Source organism: Cryobacterium gelidum (genome assembly GCF_004403985.1).
Lineage (GTDB): Bacteria > Actinomycetota > Actinomycetes > Actinomycetales > Microbacteriaceae > Cryobacterium > Cryobacterium gelidum.
Map to the genome: position 1 here is coordinate 302,742 of NZ_SOHL01000015.1, position 18,098 is coordinate 320,839.

Consider the following 18,098-nt stretch of genomic DNA (forward strand, 5'->3'; position numbering starts at 1 on the left):
CGGCCGGTGCGATTCCGACCAGATCGTGTCGCCAGCCTTGGGGTACAAAGAGTCCAAATCGTGTGGATTCAGCCTGGACGCACGTCGGTGCGGCCCTGAACGATACGCTTTAGCCATCGGGGTAAGCGCCGCGAGCAGACGACAGACAACGGACGGCGGTGCCAGTGAACGCGCTCGACTTCATCGGCATCATCAGCGAAATTCTCACTCTCGTCGGCCTCATCATTGGAACGACCCTCTACATAGTCGGCCTCTCGGTTCGCGGTATCAGCGGTCGTTGGACGCGCACGAGCGCGGTGATTGCCGCGTCGGGGGCGGCCACGGTCATCCGCTGGTTTGATGATCTGGGCGATGTGCACGAATGCCCCGCCGACACGCACGAGACGCATCACCTGGTGCCGGGCGATGACGTGCGCGTCTGGTTCCGCAATCGCCACCCCGAGCGGTGCCGAACGCACGATCCCGACCTGGACGGCAAGGGGTTGCGCCTGATCGGCCTGGTCCTGCTCGGAATCGGAGTCGTGGCCGGTGTCGCCGGCATCGTGCTGATGTTTCTCTAACGCCGTCTACCCAGAAGCGGATGTCGCGCGCCGCTGCGCCCATCCGCTTGCCACCGCGGTCACCGCGATGGTCACGAGCGCGCCGAGCAGCAGCGCCGCAGCCTCGCCGGGGACGAGCACGTGCAGCTGGGTGCCGATCGTCGCGGCCGCGATTGGAATGCCGAGCTGGGCGGCCGACAGCAGCCCGAAGGACAGGGGGAGTCCCAGCAGGCGGGTAGTCGCGTGGGTGAGCAGGGTGGCCAGTCCGAGCACCAGGCCGAGCGCGATCATTTGCGGGTGCTCGGCGAGGTCACGCAGCGCGAGCGAGGCACCGAGCCAGACGAAGAAGAGCGGTCCGAAGAATCCGTCGGCGAGGGCGAACAGCTGGCGGGCGAGACGGCGCGGTTCGCCGACCGCAGCAACGGCGAGGCCGAACGCAAAGCCGGCGAGCATGACCGACACATGGCTGAACACGGCGACCGCCGACAGGGCGAACAGAATGGCCAGCTGGATGCGCAGCTCGAGCGCAAACTTGCGGTTTGCGGAAAGCTTGTGCAGCCGGACGCGCAAGCCGTTTCGTTCCAGCCAGGCCAGCACACCGTAGAGCGCCACTGCCAGCACCGCGACCAGGGCAGCCCCGAGGGCGGCACGGCCCGCATTCGGCGGGTCGATGGCGAGCGGCAGGGCCACGATGGCCGCGATATCGGCGATCGCCACCTGCGCGGTGAGCTCCAGCATAGATCGGCCGCGCAGCCCCAGCGGGCGGATGAGGGGCAGCACGAGCGCGGCCGACGAGGAGGCGAGCAAGACTATATATAGGAGTGCATGATTCGAGCCGAAGATCAACGCGATCGCCACGCCGAGGGCGATCGCCGAGACGGTCACCAGAATTGTCCGCACCAGGCCGGCCGACAGCGCCGCACGAATCGCGCCGGAACGTACGGGCACGTGCGTGCCGGCCACGAACATGATCAACGCGAATCCGACATCCGCCAAGAGGGTGAGCGTAGGGTCAGCGGCGTCGATAAGGCCGAAGCCGGTGCGGCCGACGATCACGCCAGCGGCGAGCTGTCCTATGACGACGGGAATATTCCAGCGACGCGGTGTTGCCAGCACGGGGCCGAGCAAAGCGATCACGGAGATGATCGCGAGGGCCTGAAAGTCCATGTGCGCCTCCCCGATTCTGCGGCTAGCTCGAGCGTAGACCCGCAAGAGAACGCTCAGGCGGCATGATGGGGGTATGAGTCGAACCGTCGCCGGAGCCCGCGTGCTGATTACCGGAGCCGCCAGGGGAATGGGCCGCTTGTATGCCGAACGCTGTGTCGCCGAGGGGGCGAAAACCGTCATCCTGTGGGACCGCGACGGTGCCGCGCTCGCCGCGACCACCGCCATCCTGACTGAACGTTCCCACGGGCGCACGCAGGTTGCCCCCTACGTTGTCGATATCGCCGACCTGGGCGCCATCGCGCAGACCGCGCAACGGGTACGTACCGAAATCGGCGACCCCGATGTGGTCATCAACAACGCTGGAATCGTGCGTGGCAAGTATTTCTGGGAGCACGACAACGGCGCCGACACCCGCCCGACCATGCAGATCAACGCGCTTGCCCCGATGTACATCACCCGCGAGTTTCTGCCGGCGATGATCGCGAGCGGATACCGGGAGTCACGCATCGTCAATATCGCGTCGGCTGCCGGTACCCTCAGCAACCCGCGCATGAGCGTCTATGCCGCCTCGAAAGCGGCGCTGATCGGCTGGAGCGATTCGCTGCGGCTCGAACTCGTGCAGCAGGGGTACGGCCAGGTCAAGGTGACCACGGTGTGCCCGAGCTACATCGACACCGGCATGTTCGCCGGGGCCCGCGGGCCGCTGCTCACCCCACTGATGACCCCGGAATACGTGGTGGACCGGGTCTGGCGGGCGATGCTCGCCGGCAAACCGCAACTGCTGTTGCCCTGGACGGTGAACCTGTCGAAGGTGCTTCGGGGCGTGCTGCCGTTGGCGGCCTGGGACGCCGTGGCCGGTCGCGTTTTCGGTGTCTACCGGTCAATGGACCGCTGGGTCGGTCGCGGGTAACTGCCCGGTGCGAGTCGGCCTGCGGTTGCCTCCGCCGACGGTCGGGCCCGTCGGTGCCCCGTCAACCAGTGCGAACATGTGCGGCGGGTGCTCGACTAGCTCGACTCCGTGCCCCAGCCAGCCCGGGCCGAGCTGGAGTCGGTGTTACTGCCGTACGCCCGCGAGCTCACTCCGGCGCAGTTCGACGGGAAGGCCCGTAAACTGCGTGAACGATTCCACCCCGACAGCATCACCGTCCGCCGCACGAAGTGCCTGGCCGACCGCAAGGTCATGTTCTTTCCGGTCAAAGACGGCATGGCCACGCTCTGGCTGCGCGCCGCCGGTGAAGACCTCCACGGCATCTACACCCGCGTCACCGACGACGCCATCAGCCTGCAGGGCCCCGACGAGCCCCGCACGCTCAGCCAACTCCGCGCCGATGTCGCCGTCGACCTGCTCGCCCAAGGGGTCACCAGCACCGGGCTCGGCGCTGGCCTGACGGCCAACGTCAATATCACTGTGCCGATCCTCGCCCTGATGGGGAAGAGCGAGGAGCCGGGCGAACTCGAAGGGTACGGACCGATCGACCCGGAGGTCGGCCGTCGGTTGGCGGGAACCGCGATGAGTTTTCTGCGCATCCTCACGCACCCGCACCCGCACCCGCACCCGCACCCGCACCCGCACCCGCACACCGGCATCGTGCTCGACGTCAGCGCAGAACCAGTCCGGCTGGCAGGCACTACGCCACCGATCCCGCCACCCGCATCAGCCCACCGCGACAACAGGCCGACACGTCACCCCCGCGGCGTTCGCCCGCGGCCGAACTGACCCCTCCGGACCCGTGGGCCTCGGCTTGGGATATCGTGGACCCCGACCCGCAGCAGTTCTACGTGCAGGGCCCGTAGACCCGCGCCCGTTTGGAAGACCGGTCCGGTCGTGACCCACGCGCTGTGCGCAACCGTTCGGCACCGTGCAGCATCGCATCGCACGGCACGGCACCGCACCGCGCAGCAACGCCCGGCTACCGCAGCGCACTGATGCGCAGGGCAACCGACTTGAGGTTCGCGATGCGCTGTTCGTAGCGTGCAGCGAGAACGATGAGCAGGATGCCGCCGCCACCGAGCCAGAGGAACCACGGAACCACGCTGTAGGCGAGAGCGATCCACGGCCAGAGCTGGGCGACACCGTGGATGAGCAGCACGGCAGCACCGATGACGAACGGCGCTTGCTGTCGCCGCGTGCTGCCGATCGCGATAACAATAATCGCCACAACACCGAGGCTGACGATGCGCCACAGGTCGTTGTAGGTGAGATCGAGGAGCAGCGACGGCACCAGGAGCAACACCAGTCCGGGACCAAACCAGGGCCAGCTCCGCGCTCGTGGATCGCCCTGCAGGCGCAGCCAACCCGACCCGATCAGCGCGAGGGCCACCGGAACGGTGACGAGTTCGAACGGGTCGACCACGCTAGAGCTGGCCACCGTGATAGCGGCTAGGGCAGCCAGAGCGAGCACGCTCCAGGCGGTGATTCCCCCGAGGGGCGCTCTTGGTCGACAGAGGGCGATCACGTGCACCGCCGAGAGCACGAGCACGAGCAGGACGGCTCGGGGTGCCGACAGCCCACCATCGGCGGGCGAAGTGACCACGGCAAGTTCAATCCAGGTCAGAACGCATGCCCACACCAGCACGAGCAGGATGCCGGCGCCGTTTCGGAGCGCCGTGGTTTCGGCATCCGCTTGGCGAACCAGCAAAACCGCGGTCGTGACCGCCGCCACGGCAGGAAGTAACAGCCAGAGCTCGAGTCGCCCGTCGGGGGCGCCGGGCGCGCCGAGTACACGCTGCGTCTGTTCGAAGGCTGTGACGACGAGGGCGATCGCGCCGGCCAAACCGGCCGCAGCCAGATAGGTTGACGACGGCGGAGCCCATCGCAGCAGTGCCGCGCCGATCATGAGGGCCACAGACACGAGGGCCAGCACGATGGGGCGCACCAGCGACCCCGACTCTGCTGACACGGCGAGCGGCACCAGGGCAATGAGCAGCCCGGCGAAAGTCAGCAGGCCGGCTACCGGACTTGCTTCGCTCAATCGATCGGTTGTGCCATAGCGGCGAATCAGTGAGGCCGTGGTGAACATGATGCCGGCGACCGGTAGCACATACGGTTCGAGCGCCACCGTACCTGCCCGGTCCAGGCCGAGCCAGAGGCCGGCTGTGCTGAACAACAGGGCAAGCCAGCCGAAGTGGCGGCGATTCGACCGGGTGCCGAAGAGCCCGTCGGGCGCGATCGCCAGGATGAGCGTCACGATACCGGCGAACACGAGCACGAGCCAGCCGAGGGAGCGCAACGTGACCACCGCGGTGAACACAGCGGGCACGAGAACAATCGCGGCGCCGATTTCCAGCGCAGCACGGTCGCGGCGGGCGAACAGGCCGGGGCTGAGCGTGCCGCACAGCAGCCCGAGCGAGCAGACCACGAGGGCCACGGCCGGTGCGGCGAGTGTGAAAACGGATGTCACGGCATCCGTTGCGAACAGCACCTCGCGCACCAGCAAAAACATTGCCGGGGCCAGCGCGACGGCGGCGATGGCACGTTCCCACCGCAGGACGCCGCGGTTGGCGTGCACGAACACCCACACCGCGCAGGCGGCGACGAGCACGCATGCCCGCAGGATCGAGCCGAGCGGTTCGGGCTGTAGGAGCGATTCTTCATCGGCTAGCGACCAATATCGCACGGGCAGGGCGAAGGCGAACAGGGTTGGAACGAGGAGGGTGAAGAATGCCCAGCGCCGTTCGAGAAGAGACAGCGCCGTCGGCCGAAGCGCTGCCGCAGCGACGAGCATATGCAAGAGGGCCGTTGCGAGGGCGATCGCTGCCGTGATGTTGGCCAGGTTGATCGCATCAGACCAGCGCTGTTCCGGCGCGAGGGCCAGCGGAACGTGACCAACCCCGACCAGCACGATCACGATCGCGGCGGCCAACAGCGCTCCACGAGTGTGAGCGCGGGAATCGCCGGCGAGCACGGGGTCGGCGAGCACGGGGCTGGCGACCCTGTGCGTGACCAACAGTCGGGCAAACCAAAGCGCGACTACGAGCGATACCGTGCCGAACCACCAGGTCGTGGGGTGCGCCCAGCTGATGAGATAACTCAGCGTCTCCGCGGCGATCAGAAGCACGATGACGGCCGGCGCCAGAAAGCCGAGCGAGAACCGACCGGTGTCATTGACTTTGGCCGGCACCGAAGTTGGCTCCGACGACCGAGCGAGGAGCAGGCTGATGAGTGCCCCGGCGCCCAGCAGCAGGTAGAACGCGACGATAATCCCGATGGACGGGGCGAAGGGCACGGCGAGAATGACGACGGCCAGGGCGAGCGCGGTCACAATCTGGCGCCGGGCGCGGAGCAGACCGCCCAGGGTCCATCCGATAACCAGTAGTGCGCCGACCCCGACCAGTGCGAGCAAAGCCCAGACGTTGTCGGCGTTGGAAAGGTCCGGGACGACCTCACGGCCGCGTAGTCCGTTTGCTGTGGCTTGCATGAGTGGCCAGGCGGCATACCCGGCAGTGAGGAGCAACGGAATGGCCGCGACCGTGATGGCCGAACCAGCCGCCACCAGAGCGGCCGTGCGTCCGGCTGAGGACGCGGCGAACTGACGACCGAACAGTTCAAGTGCCACGGCCAAGGCGGCAGCGACCAGCAGGGGCACGGTTAGGGAGAACGGCAGGCTGTCGTAGCGACTAGCAACGACCGGCGCGATGCCGGCCGCCGCGAACGCGGCCAGAGACGCCGATAGATAGGCGAAAGTTCGGTATTCACCCAGCAACCGTGCGGGCCGGGGTGCGCGCAGCACGAGCACGACGTGTGCCGCGGCGACGACCGCGACCGCGCCGAGGCACCAGGCCGGGGCGACGATGCTGTCGGGTTCGACGAAGATCGCGATGATGGCCGCCATGACGAGGGACAGCGCACCCAGTGTGAGCAGCAGCATCCGCTCGGGGAGGCGGTCGATGGCCGGCCACCGTCGCACGATCAGTGCGGGCCGCGGTAACGTCAGGCGGTGCAGCAGGGCGCCGACAGCGACACCGAGAAAACCGACGAAAATACGGGTGAGGGTGTCCTGGTCCTGAAAAACACCGGCTGCGAGAAGTCCCAGTCCGAGAACCGCAACGACGAAACCGGCGACGCTGCCCACCCGCAGGTTCGACCATGCGTGCCAGCCGAGGAACAGTGCCGCACAGACCACGAGGGCGAGGCCCCAGTACAAGGCGCCGTCGCCGGCGGCCAACCCGAACAGGTTGTTTTGGCGCATGCCCCAGACATCGAGCAGTACGAGCACGATGGCAAAGCTCCCGATGCCCTCGGCGGTAGACGTGAGCCGCGAGCGACGCAGGCGGGCTGCGACCACGAGGGCCGCCACGGTCAGCAGTGCGACGACAACCGACCGAAATCCCAGTCCGGCGACGATCCAGGCGACGGTGAGAAAGAAGATTGCGGCAACCGAGACCAACAGCACGCCGACGAAGAGCAGCACGACCTGCACACTCGAACGCTGGGGCCGGCTGGGCAGGGCCGGTGCAGCATCGGCTTCCGGGCGGGATATCGATGGTGCGTGCCTGGGTACGACTGCCGGCCGAACCGGCGGCATCACGGACTGGGCCGGTGCTGCCTTCGTTGCACTGGGCGAAGCAGCACCGGTGGAAGCAGCGCTGGTCGAATCAGCACCGGTCGAATTCGCGCGAACGGATATGACAACGGGGAGCTCGGGCACGGTGATTCGGCCCGGTTCTGTCTCGTACCGGATGCGCCCGATCAGCTCGGCCCGTCTCTCCATGGCCGCCGCGGCCGCCGCTGAACTGGCCAGCAATTCGGTTGCGGCTGCATGCCGCAGGTTGAGCTGACACTCGGAACACACCGGAGACTTCAGTGGAGTGTGGCAGGCCGGGCAGAGCGCCCGGTCGGTGAGGTCCTGGGCATTGCGTGGCCAGACGATGCGACCGGCCTGCCGGAGATAGAAGTCCCCGGTCTGAACCGACTCATGCTCTGACATCGATCTCCCCGCGGTCGGTCACGCTCCTCACAGGCTACCGGGACGAAAAAACTCCGGGCACACCGCACTGCCGCGTGTGGATAACTGCTGGTGGGGGGAGGAGGCGGCTCGTTCAGAGGTTGTTGGTCGCAAGCCAGCTGATCAGCACGCGCTGAAACTCCAGCGGATGCTCCACGCTCGGCAAGTGGGCTGTGTCACGAAAGGTGCAGCCGCTCGCCTGCGGCAGCATCTCCAACAAGAACTCGTAGTGGGCCAGCGACGACGTCACATCGAGTTCGCCCACGGTGATCAGCGCCGGAACATCGATGTCACTGACCCGGTCGAGCGCTGGCGGCTCGAGCGGAAGCGAGATCGGGTTTTCCGTGGCGTGAATTACGTTCCGCAGGTTGAGCTCCTGTGCGAGGTTGAGGAATGCTGGGTCGACGTCGGCCGCCTTGCGGGTCGGTCCGACCGCCCAGAGTGTGACCTCGAGCCGGGCCAGCCGCGGCCACTGGCGGGCGGTGAAGGCCTCATCCAGCTTGTCGAACAGGGCGTCTTCACGCTCGGTGAGCTCCATCTCGGGAAATCCACTGGGCCCGGACCCGATCGCGACCAGTCCGGCGACCCGCTCCGGGCTCTCCACGGCGAGGTCGATCGCGATCGTACCGCCGCGGGAGCACCCGATGAGGGTGGCGCGAGCGACGCCGAGATGATCGAGCAGCGCCGTGGCATCTGCACGGTTGGAAAATTCAACGTTCTCGGTTGTCGTCTGGCCGAAACCGCGAGTGTCGAAGCGGATGACGTAGTGATGCGAGGCGAGGGCGGCGACCTGCGGATCCCACATGCGCAGGGTCGCGATACCAGCATGGATCAGCAGCAGGGCAGGCGAGTCGGGGTCCCCCTCAGTCTCGTAGTAGAGGGAAGCGCCAGGAACGTCGAGTCGGGGCATGCGTTGAGCGTAGCAACGCGGGCCGTGCGGCCGGAAGAGCCGTGCAGGCCATCGGTCGGGCAAGCCCTAGGCTCAACTAAATGGGCGGTGTTCTGGTCGGGTTTTCGATTATCGGATTTGTGATCCTGATCGGGTACTTTGTTGAGCGGTTCGGCATTGCCGGGGCGGGTGCAGGCCGGGTGCTCAACCGCATGGCCTTCTTCGTCGCAACTCCCGCGCTGCTGTTCACCGTGCTCTCCCACGCGGATGTGTCGGTGCTGTTTTCCGAGTCCCTGGTCGCCATCGTCTGCACCATCGTGGTCGGCGTGCTCATCTACATCGTCGCTTCGCGGCTGTTCTTTCGCGCGCCGTTGGCCGAGACGGTGCTCGGTGCGTCGAGCGCGACGTACGTCAACGCCAACAACATCGGGCTGCCTGTGGCCATCTACGTGCTCGGCAGCGCCCAATATGTGGCTCCCGTACTGCTGCTGCAGCTGGTGATTCTGGCACCGACCATCCTGGCCGTTCTCGACGTGGCCACCCGAGGCCGGGCTTCGTTCGTGTCGATCGTGACGCAGCCGTTTCGAAACCCGATGATTCTCGGTTCGCTCGCCGGCGTGCTCGTGGCGACCTTCGGGATCACGGTGCCGACCCCGGTGCTCGCACCGTTCGAACTGATCGGTGGAGCCGCCATTCCCCTGGTGCTGCTGTCATTTGGCATGTCGCTGCACGGCCAACAGCTGCTCAAAGCCGGGTCCGGGCGCAAGCAGGTCCTGGCCGCCACCATGATCAAGGTGGGGCTGATGCCGATCGTCGCCTACCTGTTCGGACGCTTCGTATTCGACCTCGACGGCGCCGAGCTATTCGCCGTAGTCGCCGTGTCGGCGTTGCCGACCGCGCAGAACATCTTCAATTTCGCCTCGCGTTACGATCGAGCTGTGGTCGTCACCCGGGACACCGTTTTTCTCACCACAATTCTGTCCATGCCCGCTTTACTCGTCATCGCGGCCTTGCTGGCCTGAGTCCCGAAAGGACCGCATGTCTACTTCTGGCCCGTTCACCGCACCCGAGCCCACGAGCTTGCCGATCGTCGGCTCGGCTGAGCGCTTCTACGTGCACCGGGTCTACTGCGTCGGCCGCAACTACGCCGAGCATGCCCGGGAGATGGGCAACGACCCCGACCGGGAGGCGCCGTTCTTCTTCGCGAAGCCGGCCGACGCCGTGTTCGCGGTCAACGAGGGTGTTCCAACGCACGGCATTGCCCCCCACACTGTTCCGTACCCACCGGCGACCGACAACCTGCACTTCGAGATGGAACTCGTGGTCGCGATCGGCGGCGGTGGCGCTGACATTGTCCCAGCGGATGCGCTCACCCACGTCGTCGGCTACGGCGCCGGCGTCGACCTCACCCGGCGCGACCTGCAGGATGCCGCCAAGGCCCTGCGCCGCCCGTGGGATCTCTCCAAGGGCTTCGATTTCTCCGGACCCTGCACGCCGCTCGTTTCCGCGAGCACGATCGGTCATCCCGCTTCGGCACGAATCTGGCTCAACGTCGGCGGCGAGACGCAACAGGACGCCGACCTCGCCGACCAGATCTGGCCCGTGCCCGACGTGATCGCCGCTCTGTCGCGTTTTGTCACATTGCGGCCCGGTGACCTCATCTTCACCGGCACTCCTGCCGGCGTCGGCCGGATCGAGCCCGGCAGCGCCGTCACCGCGGGTATCGACGGAGTCGGTGACCTCGCCTTTCTCGTGGTCTGAGCGCAATCTCAGCGCGCCAACAGCGCTTTGAGGGCAGTCGTGGCCTGTCCACGAGGCTCGTTGGGCAAGCGCACGCTCAGCGGAAGGCCGCGATGCCGGTGATGTGCTGACCGAGAATGAGGGTGTGCACCTCATCGGTACCCTCGTAGGTGCGCACACTCTCAAGGTTGTTGGCGTGCCGCATCGGGGAATAGTCGAGCGTAATGCCGTTGCCGCCGAGCATCGCGCGTGCCTCGCGGCAGATGGCAATGGCTTCGCGGCAGTTGTTGAGCTTGCCCAGCGAGATCTGGTGTGGGGCGAGCGTGCCGGCGTCCTTGAGCCGGCCGAGCTGCAACGCAAGCAGGGTGCCCTTATTGATTTCGAGGGCCATGTTCACCAGCTTCTGCTGGGTGAGTTGGTAGCCGGCGAGCGGCTTGCCGAACTGCATCCGCTTTTTCGAAAAGGCCAGCGCGGTGAGGTAGCTGTCGCGGGCCGCGCCCATGACGCCCCAGACGATGCCGTACCGGGCCTCGCCGAGGCACTCGAACGGTGCGCGTAGGCCGTGCGCCGCGGGCAGCATCGCCGCCTCCGGCAGACGCACCTCGGTCAGCTCAATCTCGCACTGAATGGAGGCACGCATTGACAGCTTCTGCTCGATCGGTGTGGCGACGAAGCCGGGGGTGTCGGTGGGCACGACAAAGCCGCGGATCCCGTCATCCGTCATCGCCCAAATGATCGCGACCTGCGCGACCGAGGCGAGACCGATCCAGCGCTTGGTGCCGTTGATCACCCAGTCAGTGCCGTCATGGCGCGCGAAGGTGGTCATGCTCGCCGGGTCAGAGCCAGCATCAGGCTCGGTGAGCCCGAAGCAGCCGATGACTTCCCCGGCGGCCATGCGCGGCAGCCACTCGTTCTTCTGCTCCGGTGAGCCGTGCTTGTGGATGGCGCTCATCGCGAGCGAACCCTGCACGCTCACGAAGGTGCGCAGTCCGGAGTCTCCGGCCTCCAACTCGAGGGCGGCGAGTCCATATTCGACGGCGCTGCGTCCGGGGCAGCCGTAGCCCGTCAGGTGCATGCCGAGCAGGCCGAGCTTGGCCAGCTGCGGGATGACGTCGAGCGGAAAGATTGCCTTCTCATACCACCCGGCGATATTCGGCTTGATGGTCGTGTTGACGAAGGCGCGCACCTCGTTGCGCAGGGCGATCTCGGCCGCAGTCAGCAGGGAATCAATGCCCACCAAATCGGCGGCGTCGGTCGGGTCGGTGTCGATCAAGGCTGCAGCACGCATGAGTCGGCTTTCGGTCGGTGAAGTCCGCCCTCATGCCGGTCTGGGTGGACAAATGGAGAGAAGGAAATGGTAAAAAGCCCGGATTTCTGCGAGACTGACCCCTTTAGCTTGCCCGTACTCCGGGCATTGACGTCCTGTAAGCCGGGCATCCCAACAAAGGAATCCCATTGACGGATCAAACTTTTCAGATCATCGCGATCGTCATATACCTCGCTGGCATGGTCGCCATCGGGTACTTTGCCTTTCGTCAGACCAAAGATCTTGACGATTATATGCTCGCCGGCCGTGGTCTCACACCCGGCACCGCCGCGCTGAGTGCCGGCGCTTCCGATATGTCGGGCTGGCTGCTGCTGGGTCTGCCCGGGGCCATCTACGTATCGGGTCTGGTCGAAGCCTGGATCGCTATCGGCCTCACGATCGGCGCCTGGCTGAACTGGAAATTCGTGGCCCCTCGGCTGCGCTCGTACACCGAGGTGTCGAACAACTCGATCACCATTCCGAGCTTCTTCGAGAACCGGCTCAAGGACACGACGCGCCTGTTGCGCGTCGTCTCCGGTGTCATCATCCTGGTGTTCTTCACGTTCTATGTTTCGTCCGGCATGGTGGCTGGCGGCGTGTTCTTCGAGGAGTCCTTCGGTTCCACCTTCCTCACCGGCATGCTGATCGTTGCCGGCGTCACCCTGCTCTACACGCTGTTTGGCGGTTTCCTTGGAGCCACTCTCACCGACGTCGCCCAGGGCCTGCTCATGCTCGTCGCGCTGGTTGCTGTTCCCCTGGTTGCGCTGGGCGCCACCGGCGGAATCGCCGCAACCCTCGACTCCATTCGTGCGGTCAATCCTGACCTGCTCTCCCTCACAGCGGGCGGCTCCGTGCTGGGCGTTATCTCGGCCGCAGCCTGGGGGCTCGGCTACGTCGGCCAGCCGCACATCATCGTGCGGTTCATGGCCATGCGCACCCCGCAGGACGCCAAGGCCGGTCGCCGCATCGGCGTCGGCTGGATGATTCTCACCGCTCTCGGCGCTATCGCCACGGCGCTCATCGGCATCGCGTACTTCCAGCAGAACCCCGACCTGTCGCTCGCGAACCCGGAAACGGTCTTTCTGCTGCTGTCGCAGACGCTGTTCCACCCGTTCATCGCCGGCCTCGTGCTGGCCGCGGTGCTGGCCGCCATCATGAGCACTATCTCTTCACAGCTGATCGTGTCCTCCTCGGCACTGGTCGAGGACCTGTATCGAATCGTCGGCAAGGACGCCTCCCCGAAACAGTTGGTTATGTTCGGACGCCTCGGTGTGTTGCTCGTAGCAGTCGTTGCCGGACTCATCGCGCTGCAGCAGAATTCGACCATTCTCGATCTGGTCGGCTTTGCCTGGGCCGGCTTCGGCGCTGCCTTCGGACCTGTGGTGCTGCTTTCCCTGTACTGGAAGAAGCTGTCCACAGCGGGCGCGCTGGCCTCCATGATCACCGGCGCCGTCGTCGTCTTCATCTGGGGCAACTCCGCCCTTGGCGAGATTCTGTACGAGATCGTGCCCGGCTTTGCGGCCAGCCTGATCGTTGCCGTCGTGGTTTCCCTCGCGACCTACAAGCCCAACGCTGACATCGATGCCGAATTCGCCGCCGCTGCCGGGCAGGCCCACCCGAAGTACAGCGCACCCGAAAAGGTTTCCGTCTAGACGAACTCGCACCGCGACGGCACCCGTCCTCGGCCTCTCGGCTGGGGGCGGGTGAGGCCACCATGGGCTAGTTTTCTGGCGGGCCCCCTGCGGCGATCGTGAAGTCATCCGTGAACGAGCCCGTCGCTGGCAGGAACTGGGCAGTGAGCGAGCCCGGTGTCACCGAAACGCTGAGGTTTCCGAAGCTGGGGTCGAGATTGAGTCCGGAGTAGGCGGCAAAATACGGCGACTCCGGGTCGGCGCGGAACACGTTCCGAAGCGGAGTGCCGCCGGTGCCGACGGTGGCGAACACCGTTCCGCCCCCGTGGACCAGGGCATTGCCGCCATCGGCGACGCACCCGGCTGAATATTTAGCCGGCACGATCTTTGTACACGACGCGTCCAGGGCGAGTTGCTTGCTGCGGGCATACAGGTGCTCGTGACCGCTCAAAACGAGGTCCACCCGCTTGTCGACCAACAGATTCATCAGTCCGGCCCCGTCGTCGCACTCGTACTGGCCGACCGACAGACACGGCTTGTGCATTCCCACCACCACCCAGGGAACACCATCCGACCTGGCGTCGTCGATGGCGTCGGCGGTCCATCGATAGCGTGGGCTGCCCGCGGCGTACGACCAGACTCCATCGGGGTAGGTGAGCGCGGGCGAGATCATGATGAAGCGCACGAGCGGATTGACCTGAGGAACGTCCACGTAGTACTGCCGCGCATACGTCCCGATCAGGCCTGGAAGCTGATTGGGCAGACAGGCAGCAAAATCATTGACGTTGCCGTTTTGTCCGTTGTCTTCGTGGTTTCCAGAGACGAGTTCGAACGGGAAGGCGGCTCCCACCCTCGAGGTGACGAAGTCGCACCAGGCCTGCTCGGCACCGGCCTGGCCATAGGAAAGGTCACCGAGCGAGAGGTGGAGATCCGGCTCGATGCCGGCCACCTGGTTGAGCGTCGCCGCAGCCCCCTTACTGGAAGAAATATCGCCCGAGGCGGTGAAGCGCACCGACGAGGCGGCAGCCTCGTCCCCCCGGGATGACGAGGCCAAACCCGCGAAGACAATCACAATGAGGGTTGCACCGCCAACGCCTGCAACAAATGCATTGAATGCCCGCATGAGCCTGCTCCTCGCCCACTGGGTTATGAATCGAGTCAGGGCGGTGGCGGGTTCACCTCAGACGGAGCGCGCGTCAGGCGTCTTCCGGAGCAGGCTAGACCATGTCCGTGGCCGGGACAACCCCTCGTGGCGGACGGGGAACGGTCGGTGGCCCTAGAAAATCATCGGGCGGTCGTCGTCATCGCCGCCACCGTCGAGTTCTACGACGACCGGAACGTGGTCGCTCGGGGCGTCGCCCTTGCGTTCGTTGCGGTGGATGCTGGCATCCGTCACGAGGTCGGCGAAAGCGGGCGAGCCGAGGATGAAATCGATGCGCATGCCCTCATTGCGGGGAAACCGCAGCTGCTTGTAGTCCCAGAAGGTGAAACCCTCCGGAACGATCGGGCGCACGACGTCGGTCAGCCCGGCTTGTTCGAACGCATCGAAGGCCTCACGCTCCTCCGGCGAGATGTGGGTCGACAGGCCGGGTACGAAGCTTGGGTCGCCCATGTCCTCGTCGCGGGGCGCGACGTTCCAGTCGCCCATCATGGCCAAAGCCAGCGCGGGGTGGGCGGCGAGTTCCTCGGCCGCGTGAACCCGGAGAGCGTTCAGCCAGGCCAGTTTGTAGGCGTAATGCGGGTCGTCGAGCGAGCGCCCGTTCGGTACGTAGAGGCTCCAGAGCCGCAGGTCGTTGATCGTCACGCCCAGCGCGCGTGCCTCGAGCGGCTGATCGGAGCCGACGGCACCCTTTTGGAAGCCAGGCATGTTGGTAACGGCGGTGACGACATCCGTCATGGGCTCACGACTGGCAAACGCCACACCATTCCACTGGCTCAGGCCGTGAATGGCGAGATCGTAGCCGGCGTCCTCGAACACCTGCGAGGGAAACTGCTCGGGCTTGCACTTGATCTCCTGCATGGCGAGAACGTCGATGTCTTCGCGTTCCATCCAATCGACGACTCGCCCGGATCGAGCACGAATGGAGTTCACGTTCCAGGTGGCAATGCGCATGCCTCCAGCCTATAAGGGGCCAGGCGGATGCCGCGTTCGCGGGATCGAATGCGCGCCCCCGCTCTGTTGCGATTGAATGGGTGCGGCACTGAAGAGGTGTAGCTCACCGACAGGCAGGAAGATCACAATGACGGAGTTGCAGATTGGCTACGCGGCCATGTTGGAGCAGTTCGCACCGGCCGAGGCGGTGGCGCTCTCGGCCTACGCCGAGGAGCATGGCTTCACCGGCGTGATGGCGGCCGATCACTTTCAGCCGTGGGTTCCGGCCCAAGGCCAGTCGAGCTTCGTCTGGAGCGTGCTGGCCTCGATCGCCGAGCGCACCAAGGGCGACTTCGGCCCCGGTGTGACCGCACCGACCTTTCGCTGGCATCCGGCCATGGTCGCCCAGGCCTCCGCGACCCTCGCCTCGATGTATCCCGGCCGGCACTGGCTCGGCCTCGGCAGCGGCGAGGCCCTCAATGAGCACATCGTCGGCGGTTACTGGCCCGAAGCGCCCGAGCGCATCAACCGCATGTTCGAGGCCATTGAGATCATCTCGAAGCTGTTCGCCGGTTCAATCGCCGGCAAGGACGTCAAGCATTCCGGGCAGTTCTTCAAGCTCGAGTCGACCCGGTTGTGGACCATGCCCGACGTTGCCCCCGAAATTCTGGTCGCTACCGCCGGCCCGGTCACCGCCAAGCGCGCCGGCCGGCTGGCCGACGGTCTCATCACGGTCGGCGCCCCGCTCGAGAAGATCTCGATGCTGTTCGGCAAATTCGATGACGGTGCGCGCGAGGCCGGCAAGGATCCCTCGGTCATGCCCAAGGTGCTGCAGCTGCACATGAGCTGGGCCGACACCGACGAAGAGGCCATGATCAACGCGCTGCACGAGTGGCCGAACGGCGGCATGAAGTTTCCCAAGGGCGACATCCGTTCGCCGTTTGAATTCGAGCAGATGGCCAAGCTCGTACGCCCGGAGGACTTCGAGGGCCGCATGATCATCTCGGCCGACCCGGACGAGCACCGCAAATACATTCAGAAGTTCGTCGACCTCGGCTTTGATCGCATCTACCTGCACAACGTGGGCCGCAATCAGAAGCAGTGGATCGACGTCTTTGGCGCATCCGTTCTCCCGAAGCTCGTGCGGTAGATGCCGCACGATTCGCTGCCCGATGCGGCGACTGCCGAAGTTGGCGCCATGGAACTGTTCGGCCTCAAGGTGTTCGCTCTCGGTGGTTTCGGTGAGATCGTCGCCGGCGATGACCTCGGGGAACTGATCTGCGAGGCCGCGCAGTCGCGCCTGATTGACGGTGATATTGTCGCGGTGACCAGCAAAATCGTCTCCAAGGCTGAGGGCCGCACCGTTCTGGCCGTCGACCGGGAGCAGGCGATCACCGACGAGACCGTGCGTGTCGTGGCCGCCAGGGCGCACCCGGGCGGGTTCACTCGCATCGTCGAAAATCGGCAGGGCCTGGTCATGGCGGCGGCCGGCGTCGACACGAGCAATGCGCCTGAGGGTGTGGTGCTGTTGCTGCCGGTGGATCCGGACGCGTCGGCGCGCGCCATCTGCGCGGCTCTCCGCGAGCGCACCGGGTTGCGGCTCGGCGTGCTCGTGACCGATACCGCCGGGCGCCCCTGGCGTGAGGGCCAGACCGACATCGCCATCGGCGCCGCCGGGCTGGCAGTGCTCGACGATTTGCGCGGCACGGCGGATGTCTCCGGTCGCCGTCTCGACGTCACCGTCGCGGCGGTCGCCGACGAGATTGCCGGCGCTGCCGACCTGGTCAAGGGCAAGACGAGCGGCAACCCGGTCGCGGTCGTGCGCGGACTCGGCCGGCTGGTTGCCGAGCTGGATGCCGCCGGCGCGCGCGCCTTGCAGCGGCCGAGCGCTACCGACATGTTTCGCCTCGGCACGGCGGAGGCCCACGCCGAGGGGTACACCGAAGGCTACATCGCGGGCTTCGCCGCCGGGCGTGCTGCGGCCGCGTTGGGCTAGATCGTGATCGTGATGGCCTGGCTCAGGCCGCTTTGCCGGGGCTCCTCTTGGGCCGATCAAAGGAGCGTATTCGGGTCGACGGATGTGCCCGAGTGCGGGGATAAGCTCGGTTTCGTGGAGAGCATCGAGGCGAAACGGGTATGAGCTGGGTGGTCGTGGTACCGGTCAAGGGAACTCCGGGCGCGAAGAGTCGACTCGGGGCCGTGCCAGAGCGGGAGGTGCTGGCCGAAGCGTTTGCGCTCGACACGGTGACCGCGCTCGTGGCGGTATCCGCGGTTCAGCGCGTTTTTGTGGTGACCGGTAATAGCCATCTCGGCGAACTGTTGGCCACGCTCGGTGCGGTCATCGTGCCGGAGGCAGCCTTGAAGCGCGGGGGTGTGACGGGACATGCCCGGCTGAACGCCGCGATCGAGCAGGGTGTCGCTGCCGCACGGCGCGCCTGTTTCGACTCGAATCTGGCCGTGATGACTGGGGACCTGCCCGCCCTGCGCCCGGTCGACGTCGAGGCCGCGTTCGCGCTCGCCGCTGAACACCCGCGCTCGATGGTGCCCGACACGGAAGGCGGAGGAACGACGGCCTTATTCGCCCACGCGGGCGTCAGGTTGACGCCACGATTTGGACGCGGCTCCCGCGCCGCGCATGAGGCCGATGGGCACGTTCCGCTCGACCTCTCGCCGACCTCGTCGATGCGCCGCGACGTCGATACGGCCGCCGATCTCGACGCTGCCCGGGTGCTCGGCCTCGGGCCGCACACGATCGAGCTGGCCGCGCTGTCGAAGCGCTGATCCCGCAG

At 66.1% G+C, this 18,098-nt stretch carries 15 protein-coding genes; 9 read left to right on the plus strand and 6 right to left on the minus strand.

The genetic code is table 11. The features are described 5' to 3' along the window. Positions 1 to 158: 158 nt before the first annotated feature. Positions 159 to 560: a DUF3592 domain-containing protein gene (locus tag E3T50_RS09910; protein WP_241990852.1), complete on the plus strand. Its 402-nt coding sequence runs from the start codon at positions 159 to 161 to the stop codon at positions 558 to 560. Between the two features lie 6 nt (positions 561 to 566). On the opposite strand, the gene E3T50_RS09915 is transcribed toward E3T50_RS09910, so the two are convergent. Continuing rightward, on the minus strand, positions 567 to 1,706 hold the full coding sequence (locus E3T50_RS09915) for a cation:proton antiporter (protein ID WP_134551674.1): 1,140 nt from the start codon (positions 1,704 to 1,706) through the stop codon (positions 567 to 569). A 73-nt stretch (positions 1,707 to 1,779) separates the two neighbouring features. Here E3T50_RS09915 and E3T50_RS09920 point away from each other — a divergent pair, with 73 nt between their 5' ends. Together E3T50_RS09920 and E3T50_RS09925 are read left to right on the plus strand one after the other, a co-directional pair. After that, positions 1,780 to 2,616: an SDR family NAD(P)-dependent oxidoreductase gene (locus E3T50_RS09920; protein ID WP_134551675.1), complete on the plus strand. Its 837-nt coding sequence runs from the start codon at positions 1,780 to 1,782 to the stop codon at positions 2,614 to 2,616. A gap of 108 nt (positions 2,617 to 2,724) precedes the next feature. Continuing rightward, entirely contained in the window at positions 2,725 to 3,423 is a 699-nt protein-coding gene (locus E3T50_RS09925) for a DUF222 domain-containing protein (protein WP_134551676.1), read from the plus strand. Positions 3,424 to 3,616: 193 nt separating this feature from the next. Here the strand turns inward: E3T50_RS09925 and E3T50_RS09930 are convergent, their stop codons facing one another. Both E3T50_RS09930 and E3T50_RS09935 read right to left on the minus strand, forming a co-directional pair. Further along, positions 3,617 to 7,633 carry an SCO7613 C-terminal domain-containing membrane protein gene (locus tag E3T50_RS09930; protein ID WP_134551677.1) on the minus strand — a complete coding sequence of 1,339 codons (4,017 nt, stop codon included), beginning with the start codon at positions 7,631 to 7,633 and terminating at the stop codon, positions 3,617 to 3,619. A gap of 112 nt (positions 7,634 to 7,745) precedes the next feature. Further along, the gene (locus E3T50_RS09935; RefSeq protein ID WP_134551678.1) at positions 7,746 to 8,561 is read right to left on the minus strand and encodes an alpha/beta fold hydrolase; all 816 of its coding nucleotides are present in this window, start codon (positions 8,559 to 8,561) and stop codon (positions 7,746 to 7,748) included. 80 nt (positions 8,562 to 8,641) lie between these two features. On the opposite strand from E3T50_RS09935, the gene E3T50_RS09940 reads away from it, so the two are divergent. Then, positions 8,642 to 9,562 carry an AEC family transporter gene (locus E3T50_RS09940; protein WP_134551679.1) on the plus strand — a complete coding sequence of 307 codons (921 nt, stop codon included), beginning with the start codon at positions 8,642 to 8,644 and terminating at the stop codon, positions 9,560 to 9,562. A gap of 16 nt (positions 9,563 to 9,578) precedes the next feature. Further along, positions 9,579 to 10,301, plus strand: coding sequence for a fumarylacetoacetate hydrolase family protein (locus E3T50_RS09945; protein WP_134551680.1), 723 nt, complete (start codon positions 9,579 to 9,581; stop codon positions 10,299 to 10,301). A 76-nt stretch (positions 10,302 to 10,377) separates the two neighbouring features. Here E3T50_RS09945 and E3T50_RS09950 read toward each other — a convergent pair whose 3' ends face one another. Further along, entirely contained in the window at positions 10,378 to 11,568 is a 1,191-nt protein-coding gene (locus E3T50_RS09950; RefSeq protein ID WP_134551681.1) for an acyl-CoA dehydrogenase family protein, read from the minus strand. Positions 11,569 to 11,735: 167 nt separating this feature from the next. On the opposite strand from E3T50_RS09950, the gene putP reads away from it, so the two are divergent. Further along, entirely contained in the window at positions 11,736 to 13,238 is a 1,503-nt protein-coding gene (putP, locus tag E3T50_RS09955) for a sodium/proline symporter PutP (RefSeq protein WP_134551682.1), read from the plus strand. Positions 13,239 to 13,305: 67 nt separating this feature from the next. Here the strand turns inward: putP and E3T50_RS09960 are convergent, their stop codons facing one another. Both E3T50_RS09960 and E3T50_RS09965 read right to left on the minus strand, forming a co-directional pair. Further along, positions 13,306 to 14,340: a metallophosphoesterase gene (locus E3T50_RS09960; protein WP_134551683.1), complete on the minus strand. Its 1,035-nt coding sequence runs from the start codon at positions 14,338 to 14,340 to the stop codon at positions 13,306 to 13,308. Positions 14,341 to 14,493: 153 nt separating this feature from the next. Next, the gene (locus E3T50_RS09965; protein ID WP_134551684.1) at positions 14,494 to 15,330 is read right to left on the minus strand and encodes an exodeoxyribonuclease III; all 837 of its coding nucleotides are present in this window, start codon (positions 15,328 to 15,330) and stop codon (positions 14,494 to 14,496) included. A 127-nt stretch (positions 15,331 to 15,457) separates the two neighbouring features. Here E3T50_RS09965 and E3T50_RS09970 point away from each other — a divergent pair, with 127 nt between their 5' ends. The 3 genes from E3T50_RS09970 (at position 15,458) to cofC (ending at position 18,090) form a co-directional block, all read left to right on the plus strand. Beyond that, on the plus strand, positions 15,458 to 16,459 hold the full coding sequence (locus E3T50_RS09970) for a TIGR03557 family F420-dependent LLM class oxidoreductase (protein WP_134551685.1): 1,002 nt from the start codon (positions 15,458 to 15,460) through the stop codon (positions 16,457 to 16,459). Positions 16,460 to 16,507: 48 nt separating this feature from the next. After that, positions 16,508 to 17,305, plus strand: coding sequence for a coenzyme F420-0:L-glutamate ligase (gene cofE, locus E3T50_RS09975; RefSeq protein WP_134551748.1), 798 nt, complete (start codon positions 16,508 to 16,510; stop codon positions 17,303 to 17,305). A gap of 140 nt (positions 17,306 to 17,445) precedes the next feature. Beyond that, complete coding sequence (gene cofC / locus E3T50_RS09980) at positions 17,446 to 18,090, plus strand: 2-phospho-L-lactate guanylyltransferase (protein WP_134551686.1); 645 nt, start codon at positions 17,446 to 17,448, stop codon at positions 18,088 to 18,090. Positions 18,091 to 18,098 lie beyond the last annotated feature (8 nt).